Raw genomic sequence first — 23,112 nt, forward strand, 5'->3', positions numbered from 1 at the left:
TCAAAATAGGATTGTAAATTTTATTTTAAGCAAACATTTGTCTCGAATATTCTATTCCATTTATTTTTTTTATGCAATTTTTATTAATATTGTTTTTTTTGTGTCTTTTTTTTTGAGAATACATGATTAAAACAGGATAGAGCAGGACGGTTCTAATGTAGCATCGTTATATTTTTGGAAGACAAAAAAATAAATGTGTTTTAAACATTTAATAAAATTATTTAAGATTTCTTTAAGTTAATTTTTGATTATGATTTGAGACATATTTAACATGACTAACTAACAATTAATAACCTAACCAAAAAAAACATTTATGAAACAAGCACTTATAAAAAGATGTAGTTTTCTTTTGTTTACACTGATGAGTGTGCTGAGTTTTGCTCAAAACTCAAGTAATACAGTTACAGTTACAGGAACTGTCACCGATAATTTAGGTGGACTATTACCTGGCGTTAACGTAACTGAAAAATCTACCAAGAATTCAGTCACGACAGATTACAATGGAAAATACCAGATTAAAGTTAAAAGTGGAGGAACATTAGTTTTTTCTTTCATCGGAATGAAAAAGATCGAAATTCCTCTTAATAATCGTTCTATCGTTAATGCAAAAATGGAAGACGATTTTAATCAATTAGAAAACATTGTTGTAGTTGGTTATGGTAGTCAGAAGAAAAAAGAACTTACCGGAGCTATTGCTACAATTAAGGCAGATGATTTAATGGATTTGCCAGTAACTAATTTATCTGATGCATTAAAGGGATTAGTTCCCAATCTTAAGGTTATAGAAGGATCTGGACGTCCGGGAGAGTCAGCGAGTCTTGAAATTCGTCAAACATTCAGTTTATCTAAAGATGGAGGTTTTAGTATTCCTTTAATAATTATTGATGATATGATCCAGATAGATCCATCTAATGGTAAACCTACCTTGGAACAGTTTAATAGATTAGATCCTTCGGAGATCGAAAGCATGACTGTTTTAAAAGATGGTTCTGCAGCAATTTACGGTTCTCGTGCTTCACAAGGTGCAATTGTTGTTAAAACGAAGCGTGGTAAAGCCGGTAAAGCGAAATTTTCATACAATAGTCAATTTGCTATAAATGATGCAGTTAGTCATAGTAAAGTATTGAACGCTTACGAGTTTGGTGTTTTTAGTAATAGATATTTTAAATCAAGAGTAGCAGCTCCGGCTGTAATTGATCCGGCTACCATATATTCAGATGCAGAATTGGAGCAAATGAAAGGTTTAAATTATAACTGGTTAAAAGAAGCCTGGAAGCCAGCTATTCAACAAAAACACTCTTTCAACGTGAGTGGTGGTAACGAAGATATTACTTATTTTGCTGGTGCAACTTATCTAACACAAGATGCTAATTTAGGATATCAAAAATATGAGAAGTGGAATTTTCGTACGGGAATTAATGCAAAAATTGCTAAGAATTTAGATTTTTCTGCTTCTGTTTCTGGAAATGTTGGATTTATCGATAAATCGTTTACTAAAGCTTCATCTAATATTAGTGACGGTAGTTATGGTTCTGCTGCTGGTGGAGAACAAGCTGATTATGGATTCTTGTTACATATGCCACAACATGTGCCTTGGCAAGTTAATTTAAATGATGGCAAACAATATTATGTATCTCCATTTCCTAATTCAAACAAAAATTTTGGTAGTGCAAATGCAAATAATAATATAGCGGGTTGGAATTATTTTGCAAATTTAAATAATGGTTCACATCAGACTACTGATGATAATACATTTAATGTCAATGCTTCATTGAATTATAAGGTAGCAGCAGTTAAAGGATTGTCTTTCAAAGTAAGTTATTCAAGAAATCAAAGTTCAACTTATAATGAGCAAATTCAATTACCATATGATTTAGTTAGAATTAGAGATTATCAACTTCAGGACAAACACTTAGCAAGTGCGGCTAATCCTAGTTTTTATAATGCAACGACTAATCCGACAGGTAGCTATGTACTGGAGACAAACGTAAGAAATTCAAGAGTATATTATAATAATACAGATGGTAAAAGTACTCAGGGGGATTTCTTGATTAATTATGACAGGACTTTTGGAGATCACCAAATTGGAGCTATGGTAGGTGGCGAAGCTTCAGAAGTATATAGTACATTTACACGTTTGGCATACGAACAAACTGGAAAAGACTATTTAGGAGATTATCGTACAGCTGGTACATTAAGTCAGTCTAATAGTCAGGCAACAAAAGTAGAAGGAGGTACACTGTCTTATTTTGGACGTTTGAATTATAGTTTTAAACAAAAATATTTGTTCCAATTTATTTTGCGTAGTGATGCTTCGACAAAATTTGCTCCTGAAAATTACTGGGGAACTTTCCCATCTGTTCAATTGGGTTGGGTAATGTCTAAAGAAAATTGGTTTGAAAAAAGTGTGCCATGGGTTGACTTCTTTAAAATTCGCTACTCTATCGGGAAAACGGGTAAAGACAATATTATGCCATGGAGATGGGAGCAATATTATGATCTTATCGTAGATAAAGGTTTTCAATTCGGTCCCGGTACACCTACTAGTGGTGGAGGATGGAATGGTAATGGTTTGACTCCTAGAGTAAATCCAAATAGAAATGTAACCTGGGATACTACTATAAAAAACAACGTAGGGGTTGATATTACTTTGTTGAAAAACAGATTAAGTCTGACATATGATTTTTATTACGATAAAAATAAAGAAATGTTAACAGACATGAGTAGTGCTGTAGGTGTGCCAATTTCTGTAGGAGGAGCTTATGCTGAACAAAACTATGGTCAAATTGATGCATGGGGACATGAAATTAGCCTTAATTGGAGTGATAAGATAAAAAGTAATATGAGCTATAATGTTGGATTAAACTTTAGCTATAACAATAATGAAATCAAATTGTATCCTGATCAGGGAAATATGGTTCCATCTAACCAAACTAAAAGAGAGAGTTATTCCACATTTAATCCAGTATGGGGATTTGCAGTTTGGAAAGGAACATCAACAGGAGATGGTATTTTACGTACAGATGCAGATATTGCAAATTACTGGGCCTATTTAACAGAGCGTGCTACTGCAGTTGGAGGAGTACCAAGATATTTTGATATCAATTCTGCTGCCGGTATGAGAAAAGGATCTTTGGCTTATCAGGATGTGGCAGGTCAGCTTAACCCTGATGGATCAATGTCAGGAGCTGATGGGCAAATTATCAAAGAAAATGATTATGTGAAATTAGCAAACAGCAGTAGAACTTATAATATTATAGCAAACTTAGGTTTCAAATATGAAGCATTTTCTTTGAGAACGCAAATATCAACTTCTTGGGGAGGAGCCAATTTTGTTGACTTAGTAAATCAAGGTACATCATCTGCGCACAATATGTGGTCTCGTGAGAGTTTCTGGAGAGATATGTACAGTGAGGATAATCCAAATGGTAAATATCCTAACGTTGCACAATGGACTTATATGTCTAGCCCATCAGATTTTTGGCAGCTAAATACTTTCCGTTGTTTTGTTAGAAACTTAAGTCTTAATTATGATATTCCTAAGAAAGTTTTTGCAGACACAAAAATTGCTGCAATAACGTTAGGTATTACAGGTAATAATCTTTGGGATTTATATAATCCTTATCCGGATCATTATAGAAATATGTATGATAACTCTTCTGTGAATTATCCTACACTTAGAACTTGGTCGCTTAATTTTAACGTATCATTCTAATCAAATTAAAAAGAAACTATGAAAACACCATTTAAATATATAACACTATCGCTATTACTTGCTGCAGGTGCTGCTTCTTGTAGTGATGATTTTCTAAAGGATAAGAAAGGTTATGGTTTTTACGATGATACATTCTACCAGACTCAGGAGCGTGCACAAGCGTATGTAGATAATCAGTATTACGATTTTTATAATGCTTACAAGTCGCCAACTTCAACAATTATTGGTTCTTTTACAGATGCCAATTCAAGATTGACAGAAGAACTAGGTGGAACACAAGATTTTATAAACCCTAATAAAACCATTATAAATTCACAAGATGCAAGTGGTTATTATGGAGCAAAATTAGGTACAAGCATTAATAATCATCCTTATAATAGAATTAGAGAATGTAATGCTTTCTTAGAAGATATTGATGTAAAAGGTTCAAATCTGGATAAGACATTTCGTGATCAGGCAAAAGGGCAAATGTATTATATGCGTGCCATGCAATATTTTGATTTGATGCGTGTTTATGGAGGAGTTCCTATTGTTACGACTGTTCAGGCTGCTTCAGCTAATGATCCATCTATTCAGGTTCCAAGAGCGAAACCTTCTGAAGTTGTAGCACAAATTGTAAAAGATCTGGATATGGCAGCAAGTTTATTACCTGGAAACTGGGGTTCTGGTGCTTATGGTCGTTTTACAAGAGGTGCAGCTTTGGCACAAAAATCCAGAGTACTTTTAACATTTGCAAGTCCTTTATTTAATAAAAGCTGGGATGGTTCAAACGAGCGTTGGGAAGCGGCTTTAAAAGCTGGACTTGAAGCAGAAGCTCAATTGACTGCTGACGGATATGGATTATATGGAAGCACTGCAAAACAATGGGAGCAGATGTTTTTAATTGATAATTCATTTTGTTCAGAAGCTATAACAGTACAACTTTGTGGAGTTGGGGTTACATCACAAGCAATCAATAATTCCTGGGAAAAAGGTATTCGTTTATTAAGTTTAGGTGGAACAGGGGGAGGAGTTGCAGCTCCAAAAGAAATGATTGATTTATTTCCAATGGCAGATGGTAGTAGACCAACTGCAGCAAATGGTTACAACGATTTTACTTTCTTCCTTAACAGAGATCCGAGATTCTACAGAACATTTGCTTTTTCTGGAGTGAAATGGGGAAGCAAAGAAACTCCTAATAGCGTTCTTTGGGCATACCGCTGGGTAGATGGCTCAAATAAAGCAGGTTTTTCAGATGGAAACACCGCTATATCTAGTCCGGCTTTCATTAGAAAAATGTCAAATACTGCTGCTAGTAAAGAAACTAACTTCCAATACTCAGGAACTGATATTTTTGAATATCGTTATGCTGAATTATTATTGAATATCGCTGAATGTTATGCTGCTTTAGGTCAAACAAGCAATACTTTGAGCTATTTAGGAAGAATTAGAAATCGTGTTGGTATTCCTCAGGGGAGTAATAATTACGGTATCGGTACATTAACAGATAAGTACAAAGCGATAGAGGCTGTTTTATACGAACGTAGAGTAGAATTAGCTTACGAAGGAAAACGTTATTGGGATGTACAAAGATGGATGCTATATGATAATGAAGTTTTGCCTGGAGTTACTGGAGGTACTGTAAGTAAATTAGGTTTAACTCCAATTAATGGAACAAAACGTACGGGTAACTTCTTACAATACAGAGTAGCAACAACATCTGCAACAACAGATCCTTTGGCAACAGCTCGTGCAAGTGTTATTGCAGATCCGGACGCAACAAATTTTACTGCTCAATTAGCAACATTGGCCACATTCTATAACACGAACTTTATTCGTACAAATTTAGTTACACCTATGGATAATTTTAACGGAGCTGCTGTAAATATTAAGTTTAATCCGAACTATTATATTAATGGTTTAAATACTACAGCTTTAACGTCAAATCCTTGGTTGTTACAAACTATCGGTTGGAACGATAATTTTGGTGGAGCGGGAACGTTTAATTACCAAGAATAAATTTAGATTTCAAAAAATAGTATATAAAGCTTTTCACCTGTATTCGTCAAAAGATACAGGTGATTTGTTTAAAAAGAATTACCACAACTAAAAATTAATATGAAAAATTCCGCATTATTTATCGCATCATCTCTGCTTTTTTTAGGAAGTGCAAAGTGTTTTGCCCAATATCCGAAGATAAGTCCGGAAGTTCAGGCACAGGAAAAAGCAATTAAAGAAGAAGCTCAAAGACTTTCTGATGAAGCCTGGACAAAAGCTTTAGTAGTTATTGAAGAAGAAGCAAAACATGGAAAACCTTATATTCCATGGGCAGCAAGACCAACTGATTTACCACAGGCAGAAATCCCTGCTTTTCCAGGTGCTGAAGGTGGAGGAATGTACACTTTTGGTGGACGTGGCGGAAAAGTGTACACCGTGACAAGTTTAGAAGACCGTGGCCCAGGAACCTTGCGCGAAGCCTGCGAACAAGGAGGAGCGAGAATTATTGTATTTAATGTTGCCGGAATTATCAGATTGAAAAGTCCGTTGATTATTCGTGCGCCTTACATTACGATTGCAGGACAGACTGCTCCCGGTGATGGTATTTGTATTGCAGGGGAATCAACTTGGATTGATACGCATGACGTAATTATCAGACATGTACGTTTCCGTCGTGGAGAAACTTTCGTAGGTCGTCGTGATGATGCTATCGGAGGAAATCCTGTTGGAAATATTATGATTGACCACGTTTCTGCAACTTGGGGATTAGACGAAAACATGTCAATCTACAGACATATGTACAACCCGGGACCAGGTTACCCGGATATTAAAGTTGGAACGGTAAATATTACCATCCAAAACAGTTTATTCGGAGAAGCTTTAGATACTTACAACCATGCTTTTGGAAGTACTTTAGGTGGAGAAAACTGTTCTTTCATGAGAAATATGTGGGCTAATAATGCAGGAAGAAACCCATCAATTGGATGGAACGGAATTTTCAATTTCGTAAATAACGTAGTTTTCAACTGGTACAACAGATCTACAGATGGTGGAGATTATACTGCAAACTACAATATCATCAACAACTTTTATAAACCAGGTCCTGTAACCGATTTGACTCAGCCAATAAGCTATAGAATCTTAAAACCAGAATCAGGAAGAAGTAAATTACCTTATATGGTTTTTGGTAGAGCGTATGTAAACGGAAACGTCGTTAATGGAAACGAAAAAGTAACTAAAGACAACTGGGATGGCGGAATTCAGCTAGAAAATAAAAAAGGAGAGTTGATGACTTATGATGAAGCAAAAGAATATTTCGCTAAAATGAAAGCAGCTAAACCTTTCCCAATGCCTTGGTTTAATAAATTTATGACTGCTGAAGAGTCTTATGAATTTGTTCTTAAAAATGTTGGAGCTACTTTACCAATTAGAGATAAAGTTGATGAAAGAATCGTAAGAACAGTAAAAACCGGAGTTCCGGAATATGCAAAAGGATTAGAGAAAAAGACTTTCTACCAATTCGAGCACAGACGTTTACCGATGGATTCTTATAAAAAAGGTATCATCACTGATATTTCTCAAGTTGGAGGATACCCGGAATACAAAGGAAAACCTTATGTTGATACAGACAAAGACGGAATGCCTGATGCATGGGAGAAAAAATACGGTTTAAATCCGAATGATCCATCAGATGCACAAGGAGATTTAAACGGAGATGGATATACTAATATTGAAGATTACATTAACGGTGTAAATCCTGCAATAAAAGTAGACTGGAAAGATTTGGCTAATAACAAAGAAACATTAGTTAGACCTTTATTGGACTTAAAATAAGGAACAATTTTTGAAAACATTCTTGTTTCAGAGTAAACAAGAATGTTTTTGAAAAGAGCCTGAAAGGCTCAAAGCAACAACAAAGGACAACGTCCTTTGACAATAGAATGGAAGCGAAAAAGCCCTGAAAGGGCGAAAGCAATTAATGAAATATGGACAAAGGCTTGTGCCCTTTCAGGGCTTTTCCATATGATTTGTAATTCATAGGATTTTATCTTATGGTATTGCTTAAAGGCCATTGGCCTTATGGTTGAGTTAAAAAAATAACTAAAAAAGAAAGACAATGGCACTAAATAAATTAAATGCGGGTTTATTATCGCTGGTTTTTGCATTTTCAACTTTAAATGCGCAACAGCATTTAGATCCTGAATATGTAAAAGTTACTAACGAAAGAGCTGCAAAAATCGTTACCAAATTAGATTTGAAAAACGAAGCAAAAGAAAAAGCAGTTTCAAATATCATTGCGCAGCAATTCAGAGATTTAACTGAAATTCAGGATGGAAGAGATGCTGAAATCAAAAAAGTAAAAGAAGATACTTCTTTGGCTAAAGAAAAACAGAATGAAAAGGTTGATAAACTGAAATCAAAAGCAGATAAGTCAATTGCAAAACTGCACAAATCGTACATCAAAAAATTAAGTAAAGAATTATCAGAAGATAAAATCACTGAGGTTAAAGATGGAATGACTTATGGTGTGCTTCCAATCACGGTTGCAGGTTACAACGACATGCTTCCAAACTTAACGGCAGAACAAAAAGATTATATCTACAAAGCTTTAGTCGAAGCCAGAGAACATGCAATGGATGCTGGTTCTTCTAAGGAAAAACACGGATGGTTTGGTAAATACAAAGGAAGAATCAACAACTATTTATCAAAACAAGGTTACGATTTAAATAAAGAAAGTAAAGACTGGCACGAACGTGTTGAGCAAAGAGAGAAGAATAAAGTAAAAGATTCTACTGCAAAAGAATAATTTACTCTTTTAAAACTTTCTATTACAACTATTAACTACAACCACACACAATTCAATGCAAAATATTTTTCCAAACCATACTTTAAAAAGAACATTTATAGCGTTGTCATTTTGTTCTCTTGTATCATCGGCGTATGCCCAATATCCCGTAATTCCAAAACCTGTTCAGGAAAAAGCCGATGCTATTTTAGCTGACGAAGAAAAAAGGCTGAGCGAAATCTGGAATGCTAATCTTCATATAATCAAAGAAGAAGCAAAACAAGGAAAACCGTATTTACCTTGGGCATCCTATCCAAAAGATTTTGTTTTTGCTGACATTCCTGCTTTTCCGGGTGCTGAAGGAGGAGGAGCTTATACACAAGGTGGACGTGGCGGAAAAATATTTGTAGTGACAAGTTTAGAAGACAGTGGAAAAGGAACTTTCCGCGAAGCTTGTGAAGCTGTGGGAGCAAGAACAATCGTTTTTAATGTTTCAGGAATCATTCAACTGAAAAAAAGAATCAGCATGCGTGCGCCTTACGTAACCATTGCTGGACAAACCGCTCCGGGTGACGGAATCTGTATTGCGGGAGAAACTTTAGAAATCGATACACATGACGTTATTATTAGACACATGCGTTTCCGTCGTGGCGCTACAGATGTTACTCGAAGAGACGATGCTCTTGGAGGAAATCCGATGGGAAATATCATCGTTGACCACTGCTCTGTAAGTTGGGGATTAGATGAAAATATTTCTTTGTATAGACATCAGTTTGCAGCTAATGCAAAATCAAAACTGGAGAAATTACCAGCTTGTAATATCACGATTCAAAACACGATTTCATCAGAAGGTTTAGATACGTACAATCATGCTTTCGGAAGTACAATCGGCGGATTAAATAGTACTTTTATGCGTAATTTATGGGCTGACAACATTTCAAGAAATGCTTCTATCGGAATGTATGGCGACTTTAATTTTGTGAATAACGTAGTATTTAATTGGTGGAATCGTACGCTGGATGGTGGAGATTATCGTTCGATGTTGAACATCATCAACAACTACTTTAAACCAGGACCAATCACACCAGCAAATGAACCAATTTCTTATAGAATTGTAAAACCTGAATCTGGATATATTGAGCCAAAACAATACGGAAGAGCATATGTTTCAGGAAACTTTATCGTTGGTTCTCCAGAAGTCACAGCAGACAACTGGAATGGCGGTGTGCAATTGGAAAACAACCTTCCAGAAGCTGAAACCAAAGAATTTTTAGCAGCAATCAAACAGCCAAAACCTTTTTCTATGCCTAAATTTCCTATAATGAAAGCAGAAGAAGCTTATGAATTTGTTTTGACGAATGTTGGAGCAACTTTACCAAAAAGAGATGCCGTTGACGAAAGAATCATCAAACAAGTCCGTACAGGAAAAATCGAAGTGAAAGACGGTTTAGAGAATGCAATTGGAAAAGAATACATCAAAAGAAGATTACCAGCTGACTCTTATAAAAAAGGAATCATTACACATCCTGACCAAGTTGGCGGATATCCAACTTACAAAGGAAAAGCCTATAAAGATTCAGATAATGATGGAATTCCAGATGCTTGGGAGAAAAAATACGGTTTAAATCCAAACGATGCTTCAGATGCTAATAAAGATGCAAACGGAGACGGATACACCAACATCGAAAAATATTTTAACGGTATAGATCCAAACAGCAAAACAGACTGGACGAAAATTGAAAATAATACGGATACATTGGCTAAGTTGAAAGGATTGTTACAATAAAGTCCTAAATTTATTGCCTATAGAATATAATTTCACGTATCCTAACAGGTTTCCAAAACCTGTTAGGTATTTTTAAGAAATTTAGATTACACTTAATTTCGAAGATGTAAGATCTAAAAAATAATACCTAGCAGGTTTTTAAAACCTGTTAGGATAAATCACAACAAAAAATATTTTAAAGTGAACTTCAATCAGCTAAAAAATATAATTTCTCTTCAAAATAAGAATCTATTTTTGTTTTGCTCCGTTTTGTTTTTAGCAACAAATATTGGAACAGCCCAAAACAATTTCCCAGATATCATCAAAACCAAAGAAGGAAAACTTTCTTTCACTACAGATAGTCAAGGAAATCAAATCCCTGATTTTTCTTTTGCAGGATATAGAAACTCCGAAGTTGCCATTCCGAATCTAGACAACAAAATTTTTGTTTCGAAACAAGAAGAAGATGCAACACAGAAAATCCAAAATGCAATTGATTATGTAAGTGCATTAAAACCAGATAAATCAGGATTTCGTGGAGTAGTTTTGTTAGACAAAGGAACTTTCAAAATCAGCGGAACATTATATATCAGAAAATCAGGAGTAGTTTTAAGAGGAAGCGGAAATTCTGAAAATGGAACTGTACTTTTAGGAACAGGTTTAGAAAGAGAAGCTTTAATTAGGATTTTAGGTGTAAATGATAAAGTGTATAAAGATTCATTTGAATTCGCAAATGCTTATACACCACTTGGGACTCAGAAAATCCAGTTAAAAAACACACCAAAATTAAAAGTTGGAGATGAAATAGAAATCAGAAAACCTCTAACGGATAATTTCATTAAAGAAGTAAACATGCAGGATTTCGGTGGAGAAACTTCTTGGATTGGCTGGAAAAAAGGCGACTGGATTACAACTTGGAATCGTGTCGTAACCAAAATCAACGGTAACGAAGTAACGGTAAATGCTCCAATTACAATGTCATTAGATGATGTTTTCGGAACTTCAAAAGTAACTGTTTATTCTTGGGAGGGAAGAATTGAAAATACTGGAATTGAAAATATTTTAATAAAATCAACATATAATTCATCAAACTTAAAAGATGAAGAACATAGATGGCAGGCAGTTAGTATCGAAAATGCTAGAAATGCTTGGGTAAAACAAGTAAATTTCAAACACTTTGCGGGCGGAGCCGTTACGATTTTAAAAACAAGTCAGCAAATTACGGTTGAAGATTGTATTGCAACAGAACCAATTTCTGAAATCGCATCTTTTAGAAGACATACTTTTTATACAGAAGGTCAACAGACACTTTTCCAACGCTGTTATTCAGAATTTGGATATCATGATTTCGCTGTTGGCGGATTTGGAACAACTGGACCAAATGTGTTCGTACAATGCGAATCACATTTACCATTCGAAAACAGTGGTGCAATTGGAAGCTGGGCAACAGGAGTTTTATTTGACATTGCCAATATTGATGGAAAAGCATTAAGTTACAACAATAGAGAACAAGGAGGAAGAGGAGCAGGATGGACAGCAGCTAATTCTGTAATTTGGGAATCATCAGCATCAAAAGTAGAATGTTATAGTCCGCCAACAGCACAAAACTGGGCCTTTGGAGTTTGGGGACAATTTGGAGGAAACGGACATTGGAAAAATGTAAACGAACATATCAGTCCAAGAAGTTTATTCTACACACAACTAGAAGCCAGATTAGGAAAACTTCCAGTTCAGCCTTTTATCTATGATTTAGGTTCAGAAGCTTCTTCAAGTCCGAGCGTAGAAGTTGCTTCAGAATTGACTAAAAACTCTGCTACAACGGCAAAAAGTTTACAAGAATTGATTGTAGAAGCTTCAAAAGCAAATCCGATTAATACAGACAGTAAAGGTTTAAAAAATGCAAACGATTTAAAAGCTGCTTCAAATAAAACAGATAAATCAACTTCAAAAATAACAACAGAAAATGGCTGGTTGACTTTTGAAGGAAAAGTAATTGCAGGAAAACAAACCAACGTTGCTTGGTGGAGAGGCGATTTAACCGATGATTTCGTAAACAAATCAACACCGCATATCACTCGTTTTGTTCCTGGAAGAACAGGAAACGGATTGACAGACAAAGTGCAGGAAACAGTAGATTATTTGACTAAAAATAATATCGTTGCCTTAGAACACAATTACGGTTTATGGTACGATAGAAGAATGGACGACCATGAACGTGTACGTCGAATTGATGACGATGTTTGGCCGCCGTTTTACGAACAGCCTTTCGCCAGAAGCGGACAAGATCTCGCTTGGGACCATTTAAGTAAATACGATTTAACAAAATTCAACGATTGGTACTGGAGCCGTTTAGCTCAGTTTGCAACATTAGCAGAACCAAACGGACAATTGTTAATCAATCAGCAATATTTCCAGCATAATATTTTAGAGGCTGGAGCACACTGGGCAAGTTCGCCTTGGCGTTCAGCAAACAATATCAACAGCACAGGATTTCCTGAACCACCGCCTTATGCAGGAGACAAACGTATTTTTATGGCAGAGCAGTTTTACGATATTACGAATGCTCAAAGAAGAAAATTACACGAAGGTTTCATCAGAAAATCATTTGAAAACTTTCAGGAAAACAGCAACGTAATTCAGCTGACAAGTGCCGAATATACAGGGCCATTACACTTTATGGAATTTTGGTTGGACCAAGCCCAAAAATGGAAAGACGAAACAGGTAAAAAAGGCTTAATAGGTTTAAGTGCTACGAAAGACGTTCAGGATGCTATTTTAAACGATGCCAAAAGAGTAAAAACAGTTGATGTAATTGATATTCGTTATTGGTATTACAAAGAAGACGGTTCAGCTTACGCACCTCAGGGAGGTGTAAATTTAGCGCCAAGACAGCACGCTAGAAAACTAAAAACTGGAAAGGAAACAGACAATCAGGTTTATCGTGCAGTTAGAGAATACCGAGAAAAATATCCTGAAAAAGTGATATTATATTCAACAGACGGTTCTTCAAGATTTGGATGGCCGGCTTTAATGGCGGGAGCTTCATTGCCAAACATTCCGAAAATCGAATTGCCTCAGTTTTATTCCGCTTTAAGCGAAATGAAATTAGTTGAAGGAAATACGTTTTCAGACAATCTTTGGAAATTAGAAAACAAAGGAAAAAGTTATCTTTTCTATTTGAAAAACGACCAAGATATCACCATCGATTTAGCAAACGAAAAAGGAACATTTGAAGTCTTTGCAATCAATGCTTCAACAGGAACTATAACCAAAAAAGCAAATATCAGCGGAGGAAAGCAAATAACGGTTTCACAAGCTGAGATAAAAGAAAAAGTGCTTTTTGTAGTGAAAAAATAAAAGGTTTTGATAGCCACGAATTCACGAATTAATCGGAAAGAATTAATTCTGTTTAATTGCTCAAATCTGTGAGAGAAAAATTTCACGCAGATTTAAAAAAGATTTAAGCGGATTTAGCAGATTTTTTAAATTTTAATCTGCGTAAATCTGCCAAAATCAGCAGTCCCGATAGCTATCGGAAGCGTGAGATAAAACAAAAAGATTATAAAAAAATAATTCGTGAATTCGTGGCAACCAAACCCAAAAAACATAAATTCAAAAACAAACCAAAATGAATCTGAAAATTAAATCTTTATTCGCACTAAGTATAAGCTTTATGTTTACAGCACAAAGCGGTTTTTCGCAATCTGCCAAAACAAAAGCATCTCTACCTGAAATCAAAGTATCTAAAAATCAGCATTATTTTGTTACCGAAAACGAAAAACCATTTTTCTGGCTGGGCGACACAGGCTGGCTGGCATTCGGAAAACTGGACAGGGCAGGAATTGAGAAATATTTCAAAGACAGAAAAGACAAAGGATTTAATGTAGTTCAGGTAATGGTTTTGCATAACATCAATGCTGTTAACGTTTATGGTGATGCCGCTTTGATAAACGAAGATGTTTCCAAACCGTTGATTACGGCAGGAAATGATTTTAAAGATGCAAAACAATACGACTATTGGGATCACGTAGATTACACTTTAGATGTAGCTCAAAAAAACGGAATCTACGTAGCAATGGTCCCAGTTTGGGGAACCAACGTTTCAAAAGGAAATAAAGTAAGCAAAGAACAAGCAATAGTTTATGCTGATTTCTTGGCTAAAAGATATAAAAACAGAACAAACATAATCTGGTTAAACGGTGGAGATACACACGGAAACGAATTTCAAGATATCTGGAATGCCATTGGAAACACTTTAAAAACCAACAACCCAAATCAGTTAGTGACTTTCCACCCATTCGGAAGAACCGATTCTTCAGATGATTATCATAATGCAAAATGGTTAGATTTCAATATGTTCCAATCAGGACACAGAAGATACGATCAGGATTCTGTAAAAACGAATTTCAAAGAAGACAATTACAAATTTGTCCTAAGAGATTTCGAATTAAAACCAACAAAACCAACACTTGACGGAGAACCATCTTACGAAGGAATTCCACACGGTTTGCACGACACTTTACAGCCAAAATGGACCGCAAATGATGTTCGCCGTTACGGATATTGGTCAGTTTTATCTGGCGGTGCAGGTTATACATATGGACACAACGCTGTAATGCAAATGTTCAGAAAAGGCGATAAACCAGCATACGGAAACAAAGAATTATGGACATCAGCCATCAATGCACCTGGAGCAAAACAAATGGTTTACATTAAGAAATTAATGGAAGAAGTGCCATTTTTAGAAGGAGTTCCAGATGTTTCTTTAGTGGTGAATCAAGGAGAAAAATACGATTATATTCCGGCCATAAGAGGAGAAAAATACGCTTTATTATACACCTACAACGGAAGAATAATAGAAGTAAAACTAGGAAAAATTGCTGGCGATAAATTCGAAGCGACTTGGTACAATCCAAAAAATGGGAAGAAAACCAAAATCGGAACATTTGATAATAAAGGAACTCAGAATTTTCAACCCGCTGGTAAAAAAGAAGATGGTAATGACTGGGTTTTGATTTTGAGATCTATTTAGGAACGAGAGACCTAACAGGTTTCTGAAACCTGTTAGGTCTGGTCACAGTAACCACAATCTTGCCATTTCGACTGAAAGGAGAAATCACACAAGAAACTCGACAAAGATTGGCGAATTATTTTACGGAATTTCTAGTGAGATTCCTCGTTCCTCGGAATGACAAAAAGTACGATTATCCAAAAAACACAACTATGAAAAATATACTAATAACACTCTGCTTCATTCTCGGATTAAATACCACTTTCGCAAACGACGGCTGGCTAAACATCCTAAAAGAAGGCGGAAACAACAAAGGAATAAAATGTACCCAAGCCATTCAGAATGCTATCGAAAAAGCATCTAAAAACGGCGGAGGTACCATCTTTTTCCCTGCAGGAGAATACTTAACTGGAGCCTTAACATTAAAAAGCAACATCACGATTCACTTGGATTCTGGAGCACTTTTAAAGTTCTCAGAAAACTTTGATGATTTTCTTCCTTATGTAGAAATGCGTTACGAAGGAATTGTAATGAAAAGCTTCCAACCCTTATTTTATGCCAAAGACGTAGAGAATATTACCATTACAGGACGAGGCGTAATCGACGGACAAGGAAAAGCGTGGTGGAACGAAGTGTACCGAATTGAAACAGCCAAAGAACCACTCCCTCCAACAAAATACCAAACTATGTGGGAAGAGCAAAATAAAGGCCTTTACACAGAACCTTATTACAAAAGAACAGTTGATAAAAAGTTTTTCAGACCATCTTTCTTTCAGGCTTACAACTGCAAGAATATTTTAATCGAAGGTGTAACATTTCAAAACTCGCCTTTCTGGACAATCAATCCTGAATTTTGTGATAATGTGACTGTTACCGGAATTTCGATTTTCAATCCGCATTCGCCAAATACAGACGGAATCAATCCTTCTTCTTGTACCAATGTTCATATTTCAAACTGCCATATCAGCGTTGGAGACGATTGTATCACAATCAAATCAGGAAGAGACGGGGACGGACGTAAATATGGAAAAGCAACAGAAAATGTAACCATTACAAACTGCACCATGTTAAGCGGTCACGGTGGAGTGGTTATTGGAAGCGAAATGTCGGGAGGAATTAAAAAAATCACAATATCCAATTGTGTTTTTGACGGAACAGATCGTGGAATCCGTATCAAATCGGCACGTGGAAGAGGTGGCGTTGTAGAAGATATTCGCGTCGATAATATCGTCATGAAAAACATCAAAGAAGAAGCCATCGTTTTGAGCCTTTTCTACGATAAAGGAACACAGGTTGAACCTGTAACCGAGAAAACTCCGATTTTCAGAAATATCCACATGAGCAATATTACGGCTTCAAACGTAAACAAAGCCGGACAAATTTTAGGAATTACCGAAATGCCAATTCAAAACATCACTTTCTCTAACATCAATATGGACGGAAAAGAAGGTTTTACAGTAAGTACGGCGACAGATGTTGAATTTCATGATGTAAAAGTGAATGCAACTGTTGGTTCATCTTTCAAAATATCAGATTCAAAAAACATTATTTTAGACAACGTTGGATCTTCAACAGCCATCAAAGCAGTTCCGGTTATCAAACTAGATAATGTTTCGAATGCGTTGATTAACAATAATTTTCCATTCAATCCAACCGATATTTTTATCGAAGCAAATGGAAAAGATACCAAAAATATTTTCCTGAAAAACAATGTTTTTACCAATGTTACCACAGCGGTTAAAAAAGGAAAAGATTTAGATAAAAAAGCAATTACAGAATAATTGTTTAGTCGTATCCTAACAGGTTTTTAAAACCTGTTAGGTATTAATAATAATTAGAAGCAGAAACATTAGGCATTTTTGGAAGCATCGTCCCGCTTTTCGTTGCAATCTTTTGTACTGAACCCCAGTACAAAAGGATTTCCACTGCAATCGGGGCTAAAGAGAAAGATTAGGCTTTTTTGCAATCAGTAGGATTCTGAAATAAACATAAAATATACCTACAAGGTTTTGGAAACCTCGCAGGAAAAGAAAACAAGAAATGAAAAAAATATTCATCATACTAACTCTTTCGCTTTTTGCTGTGAGTTATTCGCAGAAAAAGAAAGATTTATATCTTTTTACATCGTTTAGAGAACCTGCAACAGAAGGTTTATATTTGGCTTACAGCGAAGACGGTTACAATTGGAAAGGATTAGAAGGCTCATTTTTAAAGCCAGAAATCGGAGCCAGTAAAATCATGCGTGATCCGTCCATCACAAAAGGAGCAGACGGAACCTATCATATGGTTTGGACAACCGACTGGAAAGGCGGAAACGGATTTGGCTACGCAAGTTCAAAAGACTTGATTCATTGGTCAGAACAACAATATATTCCGGTGATGAAAAACGAACCAGAAGTGGTAAACGTTTGGGCTCCGGAAATTTTTTATGATGATGTAAAAAAAGAATACATAATTATCTGGGCATCGACAATTCCGTTTCGATTTCCAAAAGGAGTGGAAGAAGAGAAAAATAATCACAGAATGTATTATGTAACGACTAAAGATTTCAAAACGTTTTCGGACACAAAATTATATTACGATCCAGGTTTCAGCGTAATTGATTGTGTGATTGTCAAAAAAGGAAAGAAAGATTATGTTTTGGTTTTGAAAGACAATACAAGACCCATGCGAAATATAAAAGTAGCTTTCGGGAAATCGCCTTTAGGTCCGTTTCAGAAAAGTTCAGCACCTTTGACAGAATATTTATCAGAAGGTCCAACGGTAGTGAAAGTCGGTAAAAACTGGTTGTTGTATTATGACAATTACGGTTCAAAAAATTATAAAGCGTTAAGTACAACAGATTTTGTTCATTTTGAAGATGTTTCCACCAAAATAAGCCTTCCCGAAGGACACAAACACGGAACGATTACAACAATCTCTGCAGACGTTTTAAAAGGATTAATTGATAAAAAATAAATTCAACGCAAACCCGACAGGTTTTTGAAACCTGTCGGGTTTAAACAGAATTAAAAAAATATAAAATGACTACTTTCCAAAACATAAAAACCAACATCATCACAGCCACAATCCTTTTGGCTTGTACAGCTGTAAACGCACAAAACGACACCGTGCGTTATGTTGGCAAAACACTTTCAAACATTGATTACCATCACGGACAGCTGAGTCCCGCTGTTGGAGTTCACGCTACACAAATCATGCGTGCCAGCCGTGAACATCCCGAAAAAGCAGATGGATTTGGATGGACATACAACCACCAGCCGATGATGGCGTATTGGAACAATACCTTTTATCTCCATTATTTGAGCGACCCATCAGGCGAACATATTCCACCGAGCCAGACTTTATTAATGACTTCCAAAGACGGAACAATCTGGACAAAACCCGAAGTAATTTTCCCAATTTACCGCATTCCTGACGGATGGAAAAAAGAAGGCGTAGAAGGCGTTGCCAAAAATCTCGATGCCATTATGCACCAGAGAATGGGCTTTTATACGTCAAAAGACAATAGACTTTTTGCTTTGGCTTATTACGGAATCGCAATGGATGAAAAAGACGATCCAAATGACGGAAAAGGAATTGGACGTGTGATTCGTGAAATCAAGAAAGACGGAAGTTTTGGCGAAATCTATTTCATCAGATATAACAAAACATGGGATAAATCGAAATCGAAATTCCCATTTTATACCACATCAAAAGATAAAGGTTTGAAAAAGGCCTGTGAAGAAATTTTATCAGAACCTTTGGTTTTACAGCAATGGGTAGAAGAAGCCGATCGTGACGATGAATTGATTCCGCTACAGAAACCTTACAAAGCATTTAGTTATTACCATTTACCAAACGGAAATGTAGTAGGTTTATGGAAACATGCTTTAACATCTATCAGCAGAGACGGCGGAAAATCTTGGGATTATATGCCATTACGCGCGCCAGGATTCGTAAACAGCAATGCTAAAATCTGGGGACAAAAAACATCAGACAATCGTTATGCAACACTTTATAATCCGTCAGAATATCGCTGGCCTTTGGCTATTTCAACAAGTGACGACGGTTTAAATTATAAAGATTTATTGTTGGTTCACGGAGAAGTAAGTCCGATGCGTTATGGTGGAAATTACAAATCTGCAGGTCCTCAATACGTTCGCGGAATCACAGAAAAAAATGGAACTCCACCAGACGGAAAAATTTGGGTAGGTTACAGTATGAACAAAGAAGATATTTGGGTAGCATCGATTCCGGTTCCCGTTACTTCTGTTGTAAAAGAAAATGTAAATGACGTTTTTAATACTCTTCCAGACGGACAAGAATTAAAACTATGGAATACCTACGACCTTTCTTGGGCATCAACAAAAATCGAAAAGAAAGCCGATGGTAAAAAATGGCTGACGTTAAGAGATCAGGATTATTTTGATTATTCTCGTGCTGAAAGAGTGATTCCTTTTGCATCAAAAATGGAAGCTGTTTTCACAGTTAAACCAGAGCAAAATAATCACGGTTTATTGCAGGTTGAGTTTCAAAATAAACAAGGTTTGCCATCAGTAAGATTGATTTTTGATTCGGATGGAGAATTAAAAGTGAAAAATGGTGCGCGTTTGAGTTCGGTTACAAAATACGAAGCAAACAAATCATATACAATCACAGTTAAATTAGATGCTAAAAACCGTCAGTACACTATAAAAGTAAACGATGGAAAAGAGTCAACAAAGATATTTTATGCGCCAACAGATGGTTTCGAACGAATTATGTTCCGCACAGGAGAACAAAGACATTCGCCAGATCCGGACACAGCGCCAGACACCGACGATTACGACGACCTGCCTCAAACCGGAAAATTAATCCCAGAAGCAGTATTCAATATCGAATCTTTGATAACTAAAAAGTTGTAAAAATTATGGAACGCGGATGAAACGGATTCGCTACCGCGAAGACGCAGATTAACACAGATTTTATATTTTAGAGTAAATAAAAAAATCCGTTTTTATCCGCGTCTTTACGAAGTAAATCCGTTTTATCAGCGTTCAATTTTAAAAGTTAGAATGAAGAATTTCAAAAACATATTATTAGGACTTAGCTTTTTAATCACGTTCATTTCAAATGGACAAATTTTACCTGTACGTTTAACAACAGAAATGGCTGAAAACCCGTTAGCAGTTGTCGAGAATCAGCCGAGATTGAGTTGGAAATTAATTTCAAAAGAACCTGATGCATCGCAAGTCGCTTATTTGATTTTAGTAGCTTCTTCTGAAGAAAAACTAAAAATGGACGATGGCGATATTTGGAACAGCGGAAGAGTTAATACCGATAAAAATCTGCATATTGTTTATAGCGGAAAACCATTAAAAAACGAAACCAAATACTTCTGGAAAGTTAAAGTTTGGAATCAAGAAGGAAAAGTTTCTAAATGGAGCAAAACGGCTGCTTTCAGAACAGCTTCATTAGAATCAGATTTAAATCCAACTTGGATTGGTGCCATTACCAAAGCTGACAGTCATTTGCCCGAAGGTAGAACATATCATACAGCCACTTTCAACAGAGAAAAAAAGATGTCCTTTATCAATGCTTCTGATTCTTTGGCGCGCAGAAGTATTATGTTGCGTAAACCTTTTGAAGTTGAAAAAGCAGTCAAAGAAGCCGTAGTTTATATTTCTGGTTTAGGACATTACGAATTAACTATCAACGGGAAAAAAGTGGGTAACAGCCAATTTGCGCCACTTTGGACAGATTATGATAAAACAGTTAACTACAATGTTTACGAATTAAGTGCAAAAGAATTTCAAAAAGGCGATAACGTAATTGGCGTTCTTTTAGGAAACGGAATGTACAATACATTGGCTGAACGATATACCAAATTCTTTGTGAGTTTTGGTCCACCGACTTTGTTCTTTAAAATGAAAATCAAGTATAATGACGGTTCAGAAGAAATTATAAAATCAGATAGAACTTGGAAATACAGCAAAAGTCCGATTACCTATAACAGTATTTTTGGAGGAGAAGATTACAATGCCAGTTTAGAACAAAAAGGCTGGAATAAAAAAGGTTTTAAAGATAGAGATTGGAAAAAAGTTGTCATTCAGGAAGCGCCAAAAGGAATTTTAAGAGCGCAGACAGCACCGCCAGTTACGATTCAGAAGCAATACGAAGTGAAAACCGTAAAAGAATTGAAACCAAATTTCTATGTTTTTGATATGGGACAAAATCTTTCGGGATTTCCAACCATCAAAGTAAAAGGAAAAAGAGGACAAACGATTCGTGTTTGGGTTGCGGAAGGACTAAATGAAGAAGGAACAATTGCACAAGGAAGATCTGGAAAACCTTATTATTATGATTACACTTTAAAAGGCGATGGAGTTGAAGAATGGACGCCAAAATTCAGTTTTTACGGTTATCAATATGTTCAGATTGAAAACATTAATTATAAAGAAGATAAGAATAAAGAGTTTCCAACTTTGGTCGATTTAAAATCGAATTTCATTTACAATTCGGCTGGAGAAGCGGGAAGTTTTGCTTGTTCGAATGAAATTTTCAACAAAACACACGAGCTAATCAATAACTCGATAAAAAGTAATTTTCAAAGTGTTTTTACCGATTGCCCGCAACGTGAAAAGTTAGGATGGCTGGAAGAAATTCAGTTGAATGGTCCCGGTTTGATGTTCAATTATAATCTTCAGACTTTCATTCCTGCAACCATGCAGAATATTTCTGATTCACAACGTGATAACGGTTTAATTCCGACAATTGTTCCTGAATATGTAATCTTTGGAGGCGATTTTACCGATTCTCCAGAATGGGGAGTTACAGGCGTAATTCTGCCTTGGATGTATTATGAATATTACGGAGACGCTTCATTGTTAGAGAAATATTTTCCTGTAATGAAGAATTATGTGGATTATTTAGGAACAAAAGCAACAAACCATATCGTTTCGCACGGATTGGGCGATTGGTACGATTACGGAACGCATCCTGCGGGATATTCTAAAAATAGTCCGATTGCGCTTTCTGCGACTTCTCATTACTACTATGGCGCTTATTTAGTTGCAAAAGCATCAAAATTATTAGGAAAAACCGAAGATTTTGAGAAATACAATACGTTGGCTTCTGAGATTAAAACGGCTTTCAACAGAGAATTTTTCAACGAAGAAATCAAACAGTACGGAACAAGTAGTCAGTTTAGCAATGCCGTTCCGATTTTTATGGATATCGTAGAAACGCAATATAAAGAGGCAGTAATGCAGAATTTACTAGCTGACATCAAAGAAAAAGGCGATCGTTTGACAACGGGAGATGTTGGAAATCGTTACTTATTTCAAACATTGGCAAGAAACGGCGAAAATGAAACCATGTACAGAATGCACAATCATTACGATGCGCCGGGTTATGGTTTTCAGATTAAATTTGGCTTGACCACTTTAACGGAGCAATGGGATCCAAGAAAAGGAAATTCGTGGAATCATTTTATGTTAGGACAAATTGAAGAATGGTTTTATCAAAGTTTAGCCGGAATTATGTCCGATCCTGAAAAACCAGGATTCAAACATTTCTTTATTCAGCCAGAAGTGGTAGGCGATATGACTTTCGCGAAAGCGGACTATCAATCGGTTTACGGAAAAATTGCTTCTTCGTGGGAAAAGAAAGACGGCAAATTTATTTTGACCGTTCAGATTCCGGTAAATACAACTGCAACAATAAAATTGCCAGTTGCTAAAAATTCTGAAATAAAAATGGATGGTAAAAGATTTAAGGCAGGTTTCGATGAAAAAGCGAAAAAGCCTATTTTAGAGTTAGGATCTGGAATTTATACAATAGAATGCACAATATAATGGAACGCGGATGACAAGGATTCGCTATCGCGAAAACGCTGA

Annotated in this window: 11 protein-coding genes; all 11 read left to right on the forward strand. The window is 36.0% G+C overall.

Translation table 11 applies throughout. The features are described from left to right. Positions 1 to 313: 313 nt before the first annotated feature. The 11 genes from ACFS3A_RS16865 (at position 314) to ACFS3A_RS16915 (ending at position 23,070) form a co-directional block, all read left to right on the forward strand. Complete coding sequence (locus tag ACFS3A_RS16865; protein ID WP_379826732.1) at positions 314 to 3,715, forward strand: SusC/RagA family TonB-linked outer membrane protein; 3,402 nt, start codon at positions 314 to 316, stop codon at positions 3,713 to 3,715. Positions 3,716 to 3,733: 18 nt separating this feature from the next. Further along, positions 3,734 to 5,713, forward strand: coding sequence for a RagB/SusD family nutrient uptake outer membrane protein (locus ACFS3A_RS16870; protein WP_379826733.1), 1,980 nt, complete (start codon positions 3,734 to 3,736; stop codon positions 5,711 to 5,713). A 99-nt stretch (positions 5,714 to 5,812) separates the two neighbouring features. Next, entirely contained in the window at positions 5,813 to 7,525 is a 1,713-nt protein-coding gene (locus ACFS3A_RS16875; RefSeq protein WP_379826734.1) for a polysaccharide lyase, read from the forward strand. 283 nt (positions 7,526 to 7,808) lie between these two features. Further along, positions 7,809 to 8,498, forward strand: a complete 690-nt coding sequence (locus ACFS3A_RS16880; RefSeq protein ID WP_379826735.1) for a DUF3826 domain-containing protein — start codon at positions 7,809 to 7,811, stop codon at positions 8,496 to 8,498. A 55-nt stretch (positions 8,499 to 8,553) separates the two neighbouring features. Continuing rightward, entirely contained in the window at positions 8,554 to 10,263 is a 1,710-nt protein-coding gene (locus ACFS3A_RS16885) for a polysaccharide lyase (protein ID WP_379826736.1), read from the forward strand. 180 nt (positions 10,264 to 10,443) lie between these two features. Next, on the forward strand, positions 10,444 to 13,599 hold the full coding sequence (locus tag ACFS3A_RS16890; RefSeq protein ID WP_379826737.1) for a DUF6298 domain-containing protein: 3,156 nt from the start codon (positions 10,444 to 10,446) through the stop codon (positions 13,597 to 13,599). Positions 13,600 to 13,870: 271 nt separating this feature from the next. Then, complete coding sequence (locus ACFS3A_RS16895) at positions 13,871 to 15,274, forward strand: glycoside hydrolase family 140 protein (protein WP_379826738.1); 1,404 nt, start codon at positions 13,871 to 13,873, stop codon at positions 15,272 to 15,274. A 191-nt stretch (positions 15,275 to 15,465) separates the two neighbouring features. After that, positions 15,466 to 17,034, forward strand: a complete 1,569-nt coding sequence (locus tag ACFS3A_RS16900) for a glycoside hydrolase family 28 protein (protein ID WP_379826739.1) — start codon at positions 15,466 to 15,468, stop codon at positions 17,032 to 17,034. A gap of 259 nt (positions 17,035 to 17,293) precedes the next feature. Continuing rightward, entirely contained in the window at positions 17,294 to 18,211 is a 918-nt protein-coding gene (locus ACFS3A_RS16905; RefSeq protein WP_379826740.1) for a glycoside hydrolase family 43 protein, read from the forward strand. A 65-nt stretch (positions 18,212 to 18,276) separates the two neighbouring features. Further along, a complete protein-coding gene (locus ACFS3A_RS16910; RefSeq protein WP_379826741.1) occupies positions 18,277 to 20,139 on the forward strand; it encodes a six-hairpin glycosidase in 1,863 nt (620 codons plus the stop codon). Positions 20,140 to 20,289: 150 nt separating this feature from the next. Beyond that, positions 20,290 to 23,070, forward strand: a complete 2,781-nt coding sequence (locus ACFS3A_RS16915; RefSeq protein ID WP_379826742.1) for a glycoside hydrolase family 78 protein — start codon at positions 20,290 to 20,292, stop codon at positions 23,068 to 23,070. The last annotated feature ends 42 nt before the right edge of the window (positions 23,071 to 23,112 follow it).

It is taken from the genome of Flavobacterium notoginsengisoli (assembly GCF_042686225.1).
Taxonomy (GTDB): Bacteria; Bacteroidota; Bacteroidia; order Flavobacteriales; family Flavobacteriaceae; genus Flavobacterium; species Flavobacterium notoginsengisoli.